The sequence below is a fragment of the Chryseobacterium sp. G0201 genome (genome assembly GCF_003815655.1).
GTDB lineage: Bacteria > Bacteroidota > Bacteroidia > Flavobacteriales > Weeksellaceae > Chryseobacterium.
Genome location: NZ_CP033917.1, coordinates 966,381 through 981,337 on the forward strand (window position 1 = coordinate 966,381; position 14,957 = coordinate 981,337).

The following is a 14,957-nucleotide window of genomic DNA, read 5'->3' on the forward strand; positions in this document are numbered from 1 at the left end:
AAAAGGTTAATTTAATATTTTTTAACGCATTTGAACCTCTCTTTTGTAAATATTGTAGGGTTGTAATCCTTCCTTTTCTACGATCATTTGACCAAGTTGAGTACAAGAATATCTTATAAATCCGTTTGCTATGTTAAAATTCCCTTCGTTTGTTAAAAAGTATAAAACTCTTGTAAAAGGATATTTCATTTCGCGTAATCCGGCAGAATCCGCAGAATATAATTTTCCATTATTTTCAACAGGGAGAACTTTTATCAACTCTCGTAATTTTTCAGAAGTTTTATCATAGGGTCTACTGAAAGTATTAAGACCTATAACTCCTATTTTATTGGGATATTTATTTAATTCTTCAATAATATTCTGACTTCCGGGAATTACGGAGAACTTTAAATCTTTTGGTTGTTTTTTAAGTTTTTGTGCCACGAAATTCAAATTACTTGAATTTGTTCCGTCGAAAATAAAGTCTTTGTTATCAGATTGAAGTCCATTTCTAATTTCATCCATCGAAATACTTGTCTTTGGAGAGTTTATTGGAACAACAAAAACTACTGCATCAGCAGCAAATTTCGCAGGTAATATTTTCATATCCACTTGTTCTTCAAAAGCTTTAACTTCTTCAGGAGAAAGTTCTTTAGACATTACAGCAATTCTTGCTTTGCCCTGTAAGAGATCAAGAAAGCCTAAATCTTCTTTTCTTGTAACCACTTTAATTTTTGTTTCGGGATAATTAATCATATATCCGTCAGCTAAAGCTTCGGTAACGCTTTTAAAAGATTCGTCCGTAAGAATCGTAAGGTCTCCCTTGTGATAAGACGGAGATTTATCTTCTTTTTTACAGCCTACAATAATAACACTAAAAACAAATAGCATTATAAGTTTAATACTATTCTTCATTTCCAGCATCTTTAATTTTTGAAACAGCTCTATATATTCTGAATATCCCGTAAAGGATAAGAAGCCCACCCATTGCATAAGCAACCGCCGGCTCCAAAGTTGTGAAAAAGAATTTGTAGTAAATAACTACAACTCCTAGCACTATATAAAATAATCCTGTAATCAGGGATAACCAATTGAACATCATAAAACAAAAATACCAAAAAAAATAAAAAGAGAAGCTATTGCTTCTCTTTTTTAATTATTATTTAAAGATAAATTATCCTTCAAAATTCATTGTTAAAGGTAATCTGAATCTGTAACGTACAGATTGACCATTAATTTTAGCAGGACTCCATTTATTCTTAATAGACTTAATCGTTCTTACAGCTTCAGAATTGAAGTCTGAATTTCCTCCATTAGCCTTTACGTCAGTAATACTTCCATCTCTTTCTACTACGAAAGTAATTTCAGTTTTTACTGTACCTTCATCACCATTCATCGCAGAACCATCAAAGCTATCTCCTACTTTCTTTCTGAAAGAGTTGATACCTCCTGGGAATTCCGCAGTTTGCTCTACCTCAGTATATACTTGAGTATCGCTCACCTGAGGCTTCACTTCAGCTGTTGAAGTTCTTGTACCTGTAGATGGTGGTGGTGGAGGTGGAGTATAAGCCGGAGCTTTTACACCTTCCTGATTATTTAGACCAGTTGTCGTTTCTAATTGCTTAGAAATTGGTGGCGGTGGAGTTTCAATTTTTGGAGCTCTTACCGGTTCTGGTACAACGTTCTGAATAACCTCAATCTTTTCCTCTTCTTTTGGTGGAGGTGGTGGAGGTGGTTCTTCTTCTTTTGGCTGCTCTATAATTTTATCTTCCTGAAGAATCTCAACCAAATCTGCCTTAACTTCTTGTTTAGGTGGTTCAGTAAGTCTCTTAATTGTAAGATAAATAAACGGAGACAAAGCCGCAACTAGGAATAATGCCGTTCCAACAATAAAAGATTTTGTTAGAAGTCTTGGATACTGATGTCTAAGATCATAGGCACCATACGCCTTGTTTCTATTTTCAAATACAATCTCGTCTAAAGTAAGATTCTGACTGTATACATTTTCATCTGCCATAGATTTACAATTTTATGGTTAAATTACTTTGTAGCTGGTGCAGCCGCAGCTCCATTATTTCCTACTTTTCTGTCATAAATAGCCTTTTCCCAAGGTTTAAGATCAGTAACACCGTACTGCTCACTTTTGGTAATAGCCATTTCGTCAAGAATATCTACAAAGTTTTTATATACAGCATCGTCAGTAGGCTTGATAATAACAGTAAATTTTGTTTTATCTGCTGCATTTGCTTTTGCTTGCTCAATTACTTTTCTAATCCCTTCTCTATCAAAAGAAGTCTCGTTAAGATTTTGATCAGTTAAAGATGTGTTATCTTGCTGATGCCAAAAAATCTTATTACCCTTACCCAATAATAAAGAAATTGAATTAGAAAGTTTAATTTCTGTTGGAGGTGGTTTTTGTTGCTCATCTTTCGGTTTTGCCGGAAGACCCAAATCCATTACATTCGGTTTAGAGAATGTGGTTGTGAACATAAAGAAGGTGATCAATAGAAAACCCAAGTCCACCATAGGAGTCATATCTACCCTGGTATTCTGCTTCTTGGAACGTACCTTGCCGCCTTTGCCGCCTTTTTCCTGTACTTGTACTTCTGCCATTTCTAATGATTATTATTGTTTACCTTCTTGTGATGTAATCAACCAGAATTTAAGAAAATCAATATCTCTTAAACCTTCAAATAGGCTTTTAACTTTAGGATACTCAGTTGTAACGTCTCCTTTGATTGCTAATTTGTAATCAGGATTTACGCTTAAACTTTGTTGTACCCAGTCTACTAACTGCTTATTTGTACTGTCCATAGGAATCCCAGTAGGACTCTTGAAACTCTTCTGTTCCTCATCTGACAAATCAAGATAGCTTTTAAGTTGGTTCATAGGAACCCCAATCGCTTGTACTTTTTGAAATGCAGCTTTTTCGTTGTTGTCAAATGCAATACCATACTTTTGACCCATTTTATCTAAAAGCTGTAGTCTCTCTGATGCGTTCTCTACCGGTTGGAAATAAAATTTCCCGTCCGGCGTAGCGTTGATGGTCATCAAACTTGCATCAGGAAGTAACTTCTCTGATATTGAAGATGGCGGTTTAATCTGCTCCACGTCAGGTTTTTTAAACTGAGTGGTCAATATAAAGAATGTAAGTAGTAGGAAGGCAACGTCACACATTGCCGTCATATCCGTCACTACTCCATGTCTTTTTGGTTTGACTCTCGCCATTGTTTTGAATTATTTTTAATTAAACTTCTGTTATTGTATGCAAATTCCTTGCTAAAGATTCAATTCTTAGTTGAACTCAGCGAAAGACTGCTGGATACTCATTGCGATCTCGTCGATCTTGTAAGTTAATCCGTCAATTCTAGATGTAAAATAATTGTAAAGGATAATAGCGATAGCTGAAGTACCAATACCTAAAGCTGTGTTGATCAATGCTTCAGAGATACCTGTAGAAAGTGCAGCTGCATCTGGAGTACCACCACCAGAACCTAATGCGAAGAATGCTTTAATCATCCCGATTACTGTTCCTAATAGTGCGATCAAAGTTGCAACAGTACCTAAAGTAGAAAGAATCATCATGTTCTTCTCTAACATTGGCATCTCAAGAGTAGTAGCCTCTTCAATAGCTTTGTTAAGAGCTACCATTTTCTGCTCCTTGTTTAATGTAGTGTCATGAGAAAGAGCTTTGTAAGTAGTAAGACCTTCTTTCACTACGTTACCTACAGATCCTTCTTGTCTGTCACACTCTTCTAAAGCTTCATCAATTTTGTTTTGATTAAGTAGGCTTCTTACTTGTACTACGAAATTGTCTAAGTTTCCTTTTCCAGAAGCTTTACCAAGTACGAAATACCTTTCAAAAGAGAAAACGATTACAGTGATCATGAAAGTAATCAAGATTGGTACGATAACCCCTCCTTTGTAGATAATACCTAAAAACGACTCTGGGTGAATGTCTTTTCCTTCAACACTTGAGAAAGCTACAGAACCACCACCTAGTTTATCTGCGTCTTTAAAATTTCCTGGGCTCCCAAGAACGAATAAATAGATACAAACTCCTATAACGAATAAAATAGGAATAATAACAGCTGGGTTTAAACCTCCTGCTTTTCTAGCAACTAATTGCTCATCATTTTTTGAAACATTCATTTCCATATTTAACTAAATTATATTGTTTTAAAATTTTACAGTTTGTAAATTAAAGGCAAAATTAATTAAAATGCAAGAGTCTTAAATAAACATTTTTGTTTTTTTTGATAAAGAAAATTTAATACGATTTCGATATTATAATTTTTTTTCAAATTTTTAATTATTTTCCTCAATTTTAACGTTTATGTTAAAATATTAAAAAAATTAACCCCTCATTTTTTTTAAATTACCAATGTTAATTTTTTTTTAAATTACAATATTCACAATTCTGTGATGCACCACAATGATTTTTTTCGGTGTTTTACCTTCCAGAATTTGTTGAATTTTCTCATCATTAATCACTAAATCCTCTACTTCTTTAGCAGAAAATTGCGCAGATAGGGATAATTTAAACTTCATTTTACCATTTATGCTCACCGGATACTCAATTTCATCTTCTATTAAGTACGTTTCATTCAATTCCGGAAATTTCTCAAATTCAATAGAAGTATCGTGTCCCAGTAGGTTCCAAAGCTCTTCACAGATGTGAGGAGCATATGGCGAGATGATAACGGCTAAAGGTTCAAGAATATTGCGTTTGTTACATTTTATTTTCTGTAATTCATTTACAGCAATCATAAATGAAGACACAGAAGTGTTGAAAGAGAAGTTTTCAATATCGTAAACTACTTTCTTTATCAATGTATGTAATACTTTATATTCTGCTTTTGTAGGTTCTTCGTCAGAAACTTCAAAAACCTCGCCATTAAAATACAGATTCCAGAATTTTTTCAGGAAACCGTAAACTCCACTTAGACCTTGCGTGTTCCAAGGCTTGGATTGTTCTAACGGTCCTAAGAACATTTCATACAATCTCAACCCGTCTGCTCCGTACTCTTCACAGATATCATCAGGATTTACAACATTGTATTTTGATTTGGACATTTTTTCTACTTCGCGGTCTGTGATGTATTTTCCATCTTCTAAAATAAATTCTGCATTTGCAAATTCTGAACGCCAATTTCTAAAAGCATCAACATCAAGCTCATCAGAAGTACCTTTTAAAAAAGCGATATCAATATGTATTTTTTGTGTTTGATAATCCTTTGCTAAATTTTTAGAAACAATTTTATTAGTCCCGTCAATTCTATAAATGAAAGCACTCATCCCTAAAATCATCCCTTGGTTGATCAATTTTTGGAAAGGCTCATCTTGAGTAATATATCCTCTGTCTTTTAAGAACATATTCCAGAAACGAGAATATAATAAGTGACCGGTTGCATGTTCGCTACCTCCAATATATAAATCTACTTGTCCCCAATAATCAGTTAATTCTTTATTAGCAAAAACCTCATCATTATTAGGATCCATATATCTAAGGAAATACCATGAGCTTCCTGCCCAACCCGGCATTGTAGATAACTCTAATGGAAATATCGTTTTATCATCAATTAAATCTGTAGCAACCTCTTTCTGGTTTGCTTCATCCCAAGCAAAAGTTTTTGAATTTCCTAATGGCGGATCCCCGTCTTCTGTTGGTAAATATTTTTCAACTTCAGGAAGTGCTAATGGTAAAGCAGAATTTGGCAACGTGTAAGGCATTCCATCTTTATAATAGATAGGAACCGGCTCGCCCCAATAACGCTGTCTTGAGAAAATAGCATCACGTTGTCTGTAATTCGTTGTTCCGTGACCAATTCCTTTTTTCTCAACGGCATCTATAATTAATGCTTTTGCTTCGTCATAGCTTAAACCATTCAAGAAATCTGAATTTACACAAACGCTGGTTTTAGAATCAAAAGATTTTTCCTGAACGTCTTCTTCAGTTTCTACAACTTTTTTAATTTCTAAATTAAATTTCTTTGCAAATCTGTGATCACGCTCGTCATGTGCAGGAACAGCCATTACAGCTCCCGTTCCGTAACCCATCAATACGTAATCTGAAATATAGATCGGCATCTTTTCATTACTGAAAGGATTGATCGCATAACTTCCCGTGAAAGCACCTGAAACGTTTTTCACGTCAGACATTCTGTCTCTTTCAGTTTTCTTGGAAGTTTCTTCAATATAAGTGTCTACCTCAGCTTTTTGTTCTGCTGTAGTAATGGTTTCCACTAAAGGATTTTCCGGCGCCAACACCATAAATGTTGCTCCGAAAATCGTATCAGGTCTTGTTGTGAAAACCTCAACGATCTCGTCGTGTAAATCGATATTAAATTTAACCTGCGCTCCTTGAGATTTTCCGATCCAGTATTCCTGGGCATCTTTCAAAGGTTGTGGCCAGTCTAATGTTTTAAGACCTTGCAACAATCTTTCAGAGTATGCAGAAATTCTCATGCTCCACTGCATCATTTTCTTTTGGAAAACAGGGAAACCTCCTCTTTCGGATTTTCCGTCTTTCACTTCGTCGTTTGCCAGAACTGTTCCTAGAGCAGGACACCAGTTAACAGTCGTTTCCGCTCTGTAAGACAAACGGTAATTTAACAGAATATCTTCTTTATCAATTTCAGAAGCTTCTTTCCATTCTTCTGCTGTGAAATTTAATTCATCGTTTTGATTGGCATTTAAATCTAATGATCCTTTTTCTTCAAAATGTTTGATCAAAGTGTTGATAGATTCTGCCTTGTCTGTATTTTTATTATACCAAGAATGGAACAATTCAATGAAAATCCATTGTGTCCATTTATAATATGAAGCGTCAGAAGTTCTTACTTCTCTGCTCCAGTCGAATGAAAAACCAATTTTTCTTAATTGCTCTTCATATCTGTTGATATTTTTTTCTGTAGTGATCGCAGGGTGCTGCCCTGTCTGAATTGCATATTGCTCAGCAGGCAGTCCGAAACTGTCGTAACCAACAGGGTGGAGAACATTAAAACCCTGATGTCTTTTATATCTCGCATAGATATCTGATGCAATATACCCAAGCGGGTGACCTACATGAAGTCCCGCCCCCGATGGATACGGAAACATATCGAGAACATAAAATTTTGGTTTGTCTGTGTTATTGGAAGTTTTGTACGTTTGATTGTCTTCCCAGTATTTCTGCCACTTTTTTTCTATCTGCTGATGATCGTAAAACACGTTGTTATTGATATTAGATGTTAGACTCTAGATGTTAGATTTATTATAATTCCAATTCTAGTATTTCACAAAAATAATGATTTTAATAGAAATGGAACTTTAATTTTCGATTAATTATAATTCATTTCAAAAACAAAAAGATCTCACCCGAAGATGAGACCTTTTTATTATTTATACCACTACTTTAATTATTGAGGAATCCTCTTAAAAGTATAGGTTCTGGTCTTATAAACGGTAGGATCTGAAGTTTCTTCTCTTATTGAGAGGTTCAGCGTAGTTTCATTAAGGGTAATTACTTTCCCGTTAGATGGCTCTACTGTTCCCTGATATTTTATCTGGATCGTTTTTTCGCCTTTGTCGTACGTATAATTGAAATTTCGGTCTGATGAAATAGCACACTGCCCCGGTGTAGCAGTATCATTCCATTCAGTTCTTTTACCCACTACCTCAGTATTAAACCTCCATCTGGATTGCTTCTGACAGTCGGTATAGGTGATCAGATCTGAAATAGGCTGTTCTCCCGTCTCTATAGTTGTGATGACTTCTTTTAGTGGCTGCCAAACACCTACAAGTGGAGCTTCAGCCGGAGTATCGTCATCATTATTACATCCCGTAGCTACGAATAATGATAAACCTGCAAATAGTAATGCTAATTTCTTCATGTATCAAATTTTTCAAGCGCTAAAATTATAATTTTTTTGATTTATTTAATAGTTTTTTGTGAAAAATTATTTCAAAAACCCATATTTCTAAAATTATTACGCCATATAGCTACAATATTACCACTATTTAACAAATATTGAACTATCTAAGAGTCCCATATATTTATTAAAAAAGTTATTTTTGCAAAAAAAACAAATGCAAGACATCGCGAAAAATAATTTTGACTTCATCCGTGTTCTCCTCGCTTTCATCGTTTTTGTTGGGCATTTAGGCTATCTAAGTACATCGCACTCATTAGAATTTCTAAAGCACAGTCCGGTAGAAGTAGGTGTTTTCGCATTTTTCATCGTCAGTGGTTTCTTGATCGCACGAAGCTATGAAAGAACGAGTACTTTAAAAAAATACGTCAAAAAGAGATTGAACAGAATCGTTCCTGCCTATTTACTGGTTGTGGTTTTATGTACCGTATTATTAAGTCTGGTAAGTACCGTTTCTTTTTCAGAATATTTCACGAGTCCGCAAACACTTAAATATCTTCTTTGGAATTCTGTATTTATGAATTTCATGGCTCCCAATCTTCCCGGAGTTTTCGGGAACGGAGCGGTAAATGGTGCACTTTGGACCTTAAAAATTGAAATGTGTTTTTACTTTTTAGTTCCGGTTCTCTTCTTGTTTTTTGGAAAGGATAATAAATATAGGAATATCAGTTTAATTGTATTTTATTTTCTGTCATTGGCCTATCTTAATTATTTTGAGATGACAGGAAAAGTAGAAATTTCAAGACAAATTCCCGGAGCATTGTGTTATTTCATTGGCGGAATGTTGGTTTATTTTAATTTTGAAAAATTTATTAAACATAAAAATATTCTTTTCATCATTGCCATTCTAACGGTTTGGATTGATTTGATTTTTAAAATTAAATTATTCTCACCCATCATGATAAGCATCATCGTTCTATATGTTGCCTATTCTTTTAAATTTTTAAATAACTTCGGGAAATACGGAGATTTCACGTATGGAATTTACATCTTCCACTTCCCTATTATCCGAGTATTTGCGACTTTGGGGTTATTTACCAATTACAATCCTTATTTCATGGCATTTATATGTATGCTGGTTGTAGTAGGTGTCGGAGTAAGTTCGTGGCACTTGTACGAAAAACGATTCTTATAATTATTAATATTCCCTCGTAAGTCTTTAAATCTATTTATATTTGCACAAATGAAAGAGCTTGTTTCCATCATCACTCCCTGCTATAATTCGGCAGAATTTATAGAAGAAACGATACAATCTGTACTCAACCAAACCTATGAAAACTGGGAATGGCTGATCACGGATGACCTTTCAAAAGATAATACAGTTGAAATTATCCGAAAATATAATGATCCGAGAATAAAACTGGAAGCTTTACAGCAAAACGGAGGCGCCGGAAATGCCAGAAATAAAAGTCTTGAAAGAGCCCAAGGAAGATACATTGCCTTCCTAGACTCCGATGATCTTTGGTATCCTAAATATCTGGAGACAATGACAAATTACATGCAGGAAAATAAGGTAGAACTTGTCTATTGCAACTATTCAAGGTGTGATGAGCATACAATGGAGCCTATTTTAAAGGATTTTCTTGCTGATAAAATCGTTACTTTTTCAAACTTGCTGAAAACCTGCAGACTTGCTCCGGTTTCCACAGTTTATGACACAAAAAGAGTCGGTAAATTTTTCTTTCCGATAAAAAGCAAACGAGAAGATCATGTGATGTGGCTGAATTTATTAAAAGAAATCCCAAAAGGTTATCCTATAAAAAAGACGTTAGCAAAATACAGAATGCGCGAAAACAGTGTTTCAAGAAAGAAGAAAAATATTATTAAAGACCAATATTTAGTATATAAAGATTTCATGGGATTTTCTACCGTAAAATCTTTGTATTACACGGCAAACTGGGCATTGAACGGATTTTTAAAATATTCTAAAATCTTTAATTAATGGAGTATTCAAAAGAATTTAAAGCCGCATTAAGTAATTTTTCTCCTGTAGAAAAAGACCGTCTTATTTTCAGATTGCTAAAAAAAGATAAACTTTTGTCTAAAAAACTGTATTTCGAATTGATCGACACGGAAACTACCGATGACAAGCGAGATGCAATGGAAGAAAATGTAAAGGAAAAAGTTCTTTTGGCTTCAAAATACATCGGAAATCAAAAATATTTCCAGACTATCATCAGAAAGATCAGTGCAGAAATAACGGAACATATAAAAATTACCACCGATAAATTCGGGGAAGTTTCTCTTCATATATTATTGATCAATGAAATTTTAGAAAATAATGAAGATCTCGGCAGACAAAGGTTTGACAATGTTTACAAACTTTATCTTTATATCATTAATAAAATTTTCAGAGCATTAATTTTAGTGAAAAAATTAGATGAAGATTACTGGATGGAATTTGATGAACTTCTAGCCGAGCTCCACAAAAAAATAAACCAAAATACGTATCTGCAGAAGCTTTGTATCAATAACAGTTTAGATTTAAATTGGCTGAAATGTGAAAATATTCCCGATAATTTGGATAAGATCATGAAGGAAATAAAAAGTCAGGGATTTTTAAGATAGAATTTTCTTTAGGATAATTTCTGTTGAATTCGGTTTTTCATCCACAAATTTCTTGGCATTGGTAGACATTTCGTTTAGTACTTCCTCATTATCACTATTCATAAGAAATAACACGAAATCTGCTGCTACATTTTCTTCTTCAAAAGATTTGCCACCGTTAGCTTTGATCAGATCATCAGCTTCAGGGTTTTTTCTATAATGATTTCCAAAAATCACAGGCATTCCGAAAGTAGCTGCTTCTAAAATATTATGAAGGCCGGCATCATGGAAACCACCTCCTACAACCGCAATATCAGCGTAAGAATAAAGTTTTGAAAGTAAACCAATACTGTCGATGATCAATAATTTACGATTGCTCAATGATGATTGATTTGTAATCTCGCTATATAATAAGGCATCAGGAAAAATCTGTTTTAAATTTTGTACCCTTTTCAAATCGTGAGGAGCAATAATCATCTTACTATCAGAATTTGCTTTAAAAATAATTTCCGCGATCTTTTCTTCCGAACTCCAAGAACTACCGAAAACAATTGTTTTTTTATTATCAATAAATTCTTTAATAAATTTCACATGATTATCTCTTTCCCGCAATTGTTTTACACGATCAAATCTTGTATCTCCGGCAATTGAAGATTTTTTTAACCCCACACTTTTAGCAAGCGCAAACGACATTTCTGTCTGGTGAAAAAACCAATCGATATTGTTTTGTAATTGCTTTACAAACCATTTCCCGTACGAAGTGAAGAAAGATTGATTTTCATAAAACAAGGCAGAAATAACGTAAGTTTTTGCGCCTTGACCTTTTAATTCGGCCAAAAGATTATACCAATAATCATACTTCACCGTAAAAAATAGTTCAGTTGTAAACTGAAAAACAAATTCTTTTATGGTTGATTTTTTATCGAAAGGCAAATAGCAAATAACATCTGCAATATGTTTCTTTTTAATCACATTTTCATACCCTGATGGAGAGAAAAAAGTGACGAGAATTTTATGTGTCGGGAACTGTTCTTTTAATTCCTCTAAAACCGGCAAACCTTGTTCATATTCACCTAAGCTTGCAGCATGCATCCAGATTACCTTATCGGATGGTGAAAGCTTAGATTTGATGATATGTAATGATTGTTTTCTTCCTTCAACGCCTTTTTTAGTTTTATCATTAAACAACGAAAAAACCTTCATTCCGAAAATGAGAAGATTAATGAATAAGGTATAAAGGAAAGACATATTATTTATTTTTCAAATTCAGTTCCGTAGCTATTTTTTTATTTGAATATTGATGTAAAAATGAAAACAGCAATTAAACTTCCAATAACTGAAAAAATAGCTGTAGCCATCGGAACTTTCGGCTTAGCTTTTTCATCAGACGAATACCTGAATGTGTAATCCTGACCATTTAGAAAGATCAATATGATCAACATAAGCAGCCATATCAGAAAAAAATTCATGATGAAAAACTGTGCATCTTTATTTGTTTCTGTAATTTCTACAGGAAAATTTGCAGTTTCAGGATGTTTAGATATAAAAATAAACAGAACATAAAACATCAAAGCCAAAGAAGGTGTAAAAAAAGAAAAAACCTTATTTCCGAAATTATCAGGCTTGCCTTCAACATCAAAATGAACAGGAATTTTCTTTGGCAGTGTTTTATAATTTTTTATCGTAAACCACCACAAAAAAGCAATCAATACAAAATTGAGAATATCAAAACTTGTAAAAATCACTTCCCTGATCATGCTTTATATTTATTTAAGAATACTTTTAATCACTCTTAATTTATGAGTATGCTTATTCAGTTCTTTATTGAAAATACCTGTAGAATCAAGTGTATCAATTCTCACTTTTCCTGACGCGTGGATGATTTTCTGATTATCCAACATAATCCCGACATGAATAATTTTACCTTCAGGATTTTCAAAAAAAGCAAGATCACCAAGCTGGCTTTCTTCAACGAAAGTTAGCGCATCTCCTACTTCTGCCTGCTGATAAGTGTCTCTTGGGAGCTTAATATTATGAACTTTATACACCAATTGTGTAAAACCGGAACAATCTACCGCAAAAAAACTTTTGCCACCCCATAAATAAGGGACATTAAGGAACTCTTTTGCCGTCATAGCAACGCTTTCACGGAGATCATGACTTCTTCTCGAAGCTACAGTCTGAAATTCTACTTCAGAGCCCATTGACAGTAAAGTTCTGCCATCATTGGTAAGCACAGAAGAAAAATCTTCAGTGACTATCGTAACTTTTCTATTGGCCAACTCATCGTCAGTTACAGGTTTTATCTGTTTGGTGTCCATCCATCCTTCATAGCCGTCATAATGCATTTTTATCTTGGTCCAGTTTTTATTTACTTCCAAAATATCTGCACTTTCTCCAAACAATATTTCCGTAACAATTTCTGCTTTGTCAGAATTTTCTGCGCGCACCGGTGCTACTGTAACATTACAAATTCCTTTATCCATCTTTTAAATTTAGAGATTAAGAAATTTAGGAATTAAGAAACGTATCCGTTTTCTCATTTCTAAATCTCCGAATTCTTTACTCTTTTAATTATTTCCTTCTCAGAAAATTTACTCCGTCACGCAAAGGTAAAATAAGATTTTCAAAATCATCATCTTTTGCGATCAAATCGTTTAATTCCTTAATAACTTGGGTCGATTTCTGCTTTGGATTTTCTTCCAAAACTTTCCCGTACCAAAGAACATTGTCAAATAATACGATAGAACCCGATTTGGTTCTTGGTTTAATTAATTTAAAATATTCAGCGTAATTTTCTTTATCAGCATCAATGAAAATAAGGTCGAAAACTTCATCAGTTTCCTTTAAAAATTCTTTTGCATCCTGAAGCTTAAAATCGATCTGGTTTGAATATTCACTTTCATGAAAATATTTTCTTGGTAAATAAGCAAGATCTTCATTTACATCCAACGTTGTTATTTTTCCGTCTTTTGCCAAACCTGTTGTCAGACATAAAGTAGCATATCCCGTAAAAGTCCCTATTTCCAGAACATTTTTAGGCTGCATCATCTGAGAAATTATCGTTAAAAGCCTTCCCTGCTGATATCCGGAGATCATGTGAGGTTGTGTAGTCTTCTGGAAAGTCTCTCTTCTTAGTTTTTTCAGAATTTCAGGTTCGGAAGATGCGTGGGTCTCCAAATACCTGTCCATTTCAGCATTCTTTTCTTCAAAAAAGCTCATTCTTACAATTTTTGTGAGTCAAATTTAACTAAATATAAGGAGAAAGAATAAATTTTAAAATAAAGATCCTCATAAAAATAGGGAAAACCCCATATCAATTACCGTAAAAATACGGATGTTTTCGAACGACTATTCCTATACCTTTGCAAAGACGGGTAAAAACACTAAGAAAAAATAACGATGAAGGTAGGAAAAAAACGAATAAACACTAAGAATCAGAAGACCGCAGTGTCCCCGGACATGGCGGCTTCTTCTGTGAAAAAAAACAGACAAGAAATATCCACTTCATTTTTCCAAAGAATTATTTCCTTATTGAAAAAAGAAGAATTAATTTGATTAAAAAAAATAACTCCCGAATTTCTCCGGGAGTTGTTTTTTATCGTTGAATTTGAAACTCTTATTTCTTAGGAGCAATATCCATCAACTTCATGAATTCATCAAGCTTGGGCATAATGATGATCTCCGTTCTTCTGTTTTCTGCTCTTCCAGAAACACTCATGTTTGTCGCTTTAGGATTGTATTCAGAACGTCCACCTGCAGTAATTCTTGCAGGATCAACTCCAAATTGAGACTGTAAAACTTTAGCAATCGACGTACCTCTCAATGCAGAAAGATCCCAGTTGTCTCTCGGTAAATTTGGAGAACTTAAAGGAGAATTATCTGTGTTACCTTCGATCAATACTGAATATTTATCATAATCATTAATAACTTTAGCAACTTTTCCTAATACTTCCTGAGCTGCAGGCAACACATTGTAGTCTCCCACTTTGTATAACATTTTGTCTGAAAGTGAGATCATAACCACACCTTTCAATACTTTTACCTGAACATCATCGTCAGTTACGTTATCTAAAGATCTTTTTAATTTGTTTGATAACGCTAAATTTAAGCTGTCATTTTTAGCATTATTAGAAATCAACTGCTTGATATAAGAGTTTGAAGAGTTGATCTCGCTTACCAATTTATCAATATTTGCAGAGCTTTTTCCTGTATTAGATAAACAAGCGTCCAATGATGATTTTAAAGCATCATGCTGACTTTTTAGTAAATTATTCTCTCCTGATAATGCAGAGTTTTGAGATTTCAGATCTTGAATTTCTCTCTGTCTTTCGCCAATGTTTTCAATACATTGCTTGTAGTTTGAACTTAGAGCATCGTATTGCTTTTTGCTGATACAAGATGTCATCCCCAACGCCATCGCAGAAACTGCTAGAATTTTAATAATCTTCATAAATAATCTTTTTTAGACGAATCAAATTTAGGAAAATTCATTTTAATTAATGGTTTATCTTTGTA

General features: G+C 33.9%; 16 protein-coding genes. 3 read left to right on the forward strand and 13 right to left on the reverse strand.

The features are described from left to right. Positions 1 to 21: 21 nt before the first annotated feature. From EG348_RS04270 to EG348_RS04305, 8 genes are all read right to left on the reverse strand, one after another. Positions 22 to 894 carry a PstS family phosphate ABC transporter substrate-binding protein gene (locus EG348_RS04270; protein WP_123980959.1) on the reverse strand — a complete coding sequence of 291 codons (873 nt, stop codon included), beginning with the start codon at positions 892 to 894 and terminating at the stop codon, positions 22 to 24. Next, on the reverse strand, positions 884 to 1,081 hold the full coding sequence (locus EG348_RS04275) for a C4-dicarboxylate ABC transporter (RefSeq protein ID WP_185145495.1): 198 nt from the start codon (positions 1,079 to 1,081) through the stop codon (positions 884 to 886). The genes EG348_RS04270 and EG348_RS04275 overlap by 11 nt, the downstream gene beginning before the upstream one ends. 72 nt (positions 1,082 to 1,153) lie before the next feature. Next, complete coding sequence (locus EG348_RS04280; RefSeq protein ID WP_066754795.1) at positions 1,154 to 1,996, reverse strand: energy transducer TonB; 843 nt, start codon at positions 1,994 to 1,996, stop codon at positions 1,154 to 1,156. A gap of 23 nt (positions 1,997 to 2,019) precedes the next feature. After that, positions 2,020 to 2,592 carry an ExbD/TolR family protein gene (locus EG348_RS04285; RefSeq protein WP_123980961.1) on the reverse strand — a complete coding sequence of 191 codons (573 nt, stop codon included), beginning with the start codon at positions 2,590 to 2,592 and terminating at the stop codon, positions 2,020 to 2,022. Between the two features lie 12 nt (positions 2,593 to 2,604). Next, positions 2,605 to 3,207: an ExbD/TolR family protein gene (locus tag EG348_RS04290; RefSeq protein WP_123980963.1), complete on the reverse strand. Its 603-nt coding sequence runs from the start codon at positions 3,205 to 3,207 to the stop codon at positions 2,605 to 2,607. A 66-nt stretch (positions 3,208 to 3,273) separates the two neighbouring features. Beyond that, positions 3,274 to 4,137: a MotA/TolQ/ExbB proton channel family protein gene (locus EG348_RS04295; RefSeq protein ID WP_123980965.1), complete on the reverse strand. Its 864-nt coding sequence runs from the start codon at positions 4,135 to 4,137 to the stop codon at positions 3,274 to 3,276. A gap of 240 nt (positions 4,138 to 4,377) precedes the next feature. Further along, the gene (gene leuS / locus EG348_RS04300) at positions 4,378 to 7,191 is read right to left on the reverse strand and encodes a leucine--tRNA ligase (RefSeq protein WP_123980967.1); all 2,814 of its coding nucleotides are present in this window, start codon (positions 7,189 to 7,191) and stop codon (positions 4,378 to 4,380) included. Between the two features lie 188 nt (positions 7,192 to 7,379). Continuing rightward, positions 7,380 to 7,853, reverse strand: a complete 474-nt coding sequence (locus EG348_RS04305; RefSeq protein ID WP_123980969.1) for a lipocalin family protein — start codon at positions 7,851 to 7,853, stop codon at positions 7,380 to 7,382. A 196-nt stretch (positions 7,854 to 8,049) separates the two neighbouring features. On the opposite strand from EG348_RS04305, the gene EG348_RS04310 reads away from it, so the two are divergent. The 3 genes from EG348_RS04310 to EG348_RS04320 are packed head-to-tail and all read left to right on the forward strand — an operon-like array spanning position 8,050 to position 10,460. Beyond that, positions 8,050 to 9,027, forward strand: a complete 978-nt coding sequence (locus EG348_RS04310) for an acyltransferase family protein (protein ID WP_164463253.1) — start codon at positions 8,050 to 8,052, stop codon at positions 9,025 to 9,027. A 48-nt stretch (positions 9,028 to 9,075) separates the two neighbouring features. Next, positions 9,076 to 9,834, forward strand: coding sequence for a glycosyltransferase family 2 protein (locus tag EG348_RS04315; protein WP_123980973.1), 759 nt, complete (start codon positions 9,076 to 9,078; stop codon positions 9,832 to 9,834). Continuing rightward, entirely contained in the window at positions 9,834 to 10,460 is a 627-nt protein-coding gene (locus EG348_RS04320; RefSeq protein ID WP_123980975.1) for a deoxyuridine 5'-triphosphate nucleotidohydrolase, read from the forward strand. The genes EG348_RS04315 and EG348_RS04320 overlap by 1 nt, the downstream gene beginning before the upstream one ends. On the opposite strand, the gene EG348_RS04325 is transcribed toward EG348_RS04320, so the two are convergent. The 5 genes from EG348_RS04325 to EG348_RS04345 all read right to left on the reverse strand — a co-directional run bounded on the left by EG348_RS04325 (position 10,452) and on the right by EG348_RS04345 (position 14,892). Further along, positions 10,452 to 11,687 carry a 3-deoxy-D-manno-octulosonic acid transferase gene (locus EG348_RS04325; protein ID WP_123980977.1) on the reverse strand — a complete coding sequence of 412 codons (1,236 nt, stop codon included), beginning with the start codon at positions 11,685 to 11,687 and terminating at the stop codon, positions 10,452 to 10,454. The genes EG348_RS04320 and EG348_RS04325 overlap by 9 nt on opposite strands. Positions 11,688 to 11,725: 38 nt before the next feature. Beyond that, positions 11,726 to 12,196, reverse strand: a complete 471-nt coding sequence (locus tag EG348_RS04330) for a DUF1648 domain-containing protein (RefSeq protein ID WP_123980979.1) — start codon at positions 12,194 to 12,196, stop codon at positions 11,726 to 11,728. A 9-nt stretch (positions 12,197 to 12,205) separates the two neighbouring features. Beyond that, positions 12,206 to 12,925 carry a C40 family peptidase gene (locus EG348_RS04335; RefSeq protein ID WP_123980981.1) on the reverse strand — a complete coding sequence of 240 codons (720 nt, stop codon included), beginning with the start codon at positions 12,923 to 12,925 and terminating at the stop codon, positions 12,206 to 12,208. Between the two features lie 88 nt (positions 12,926 to 13,013). Continuing rightward, positions 13,014 to 13,661: an O-methyltransferase gene (locus EG348_RS04340; RefSeq protein WP_123980983.1), complete on the reverse strand. Its 648-nt coding sequence runs from the start codon at positions 13,659 to 13,661 to the stop codon at positions 13,014 to 13,016. Positions 13,662 to 14,058: 397 nt separating this feature from the next. Continuing rightward, a complete protein-coding gene (locus tag EG348_RS04345) occupies positions 14,059 to 14,892 on the reverse strand; it encodes an OmpA family protein (protein ID WP_072411117.1) in 834 nt (277 codons plus the stop codon). Between the last annotated feature and the right edge of the window lie 65 nt (positions 14,893 to 14,957).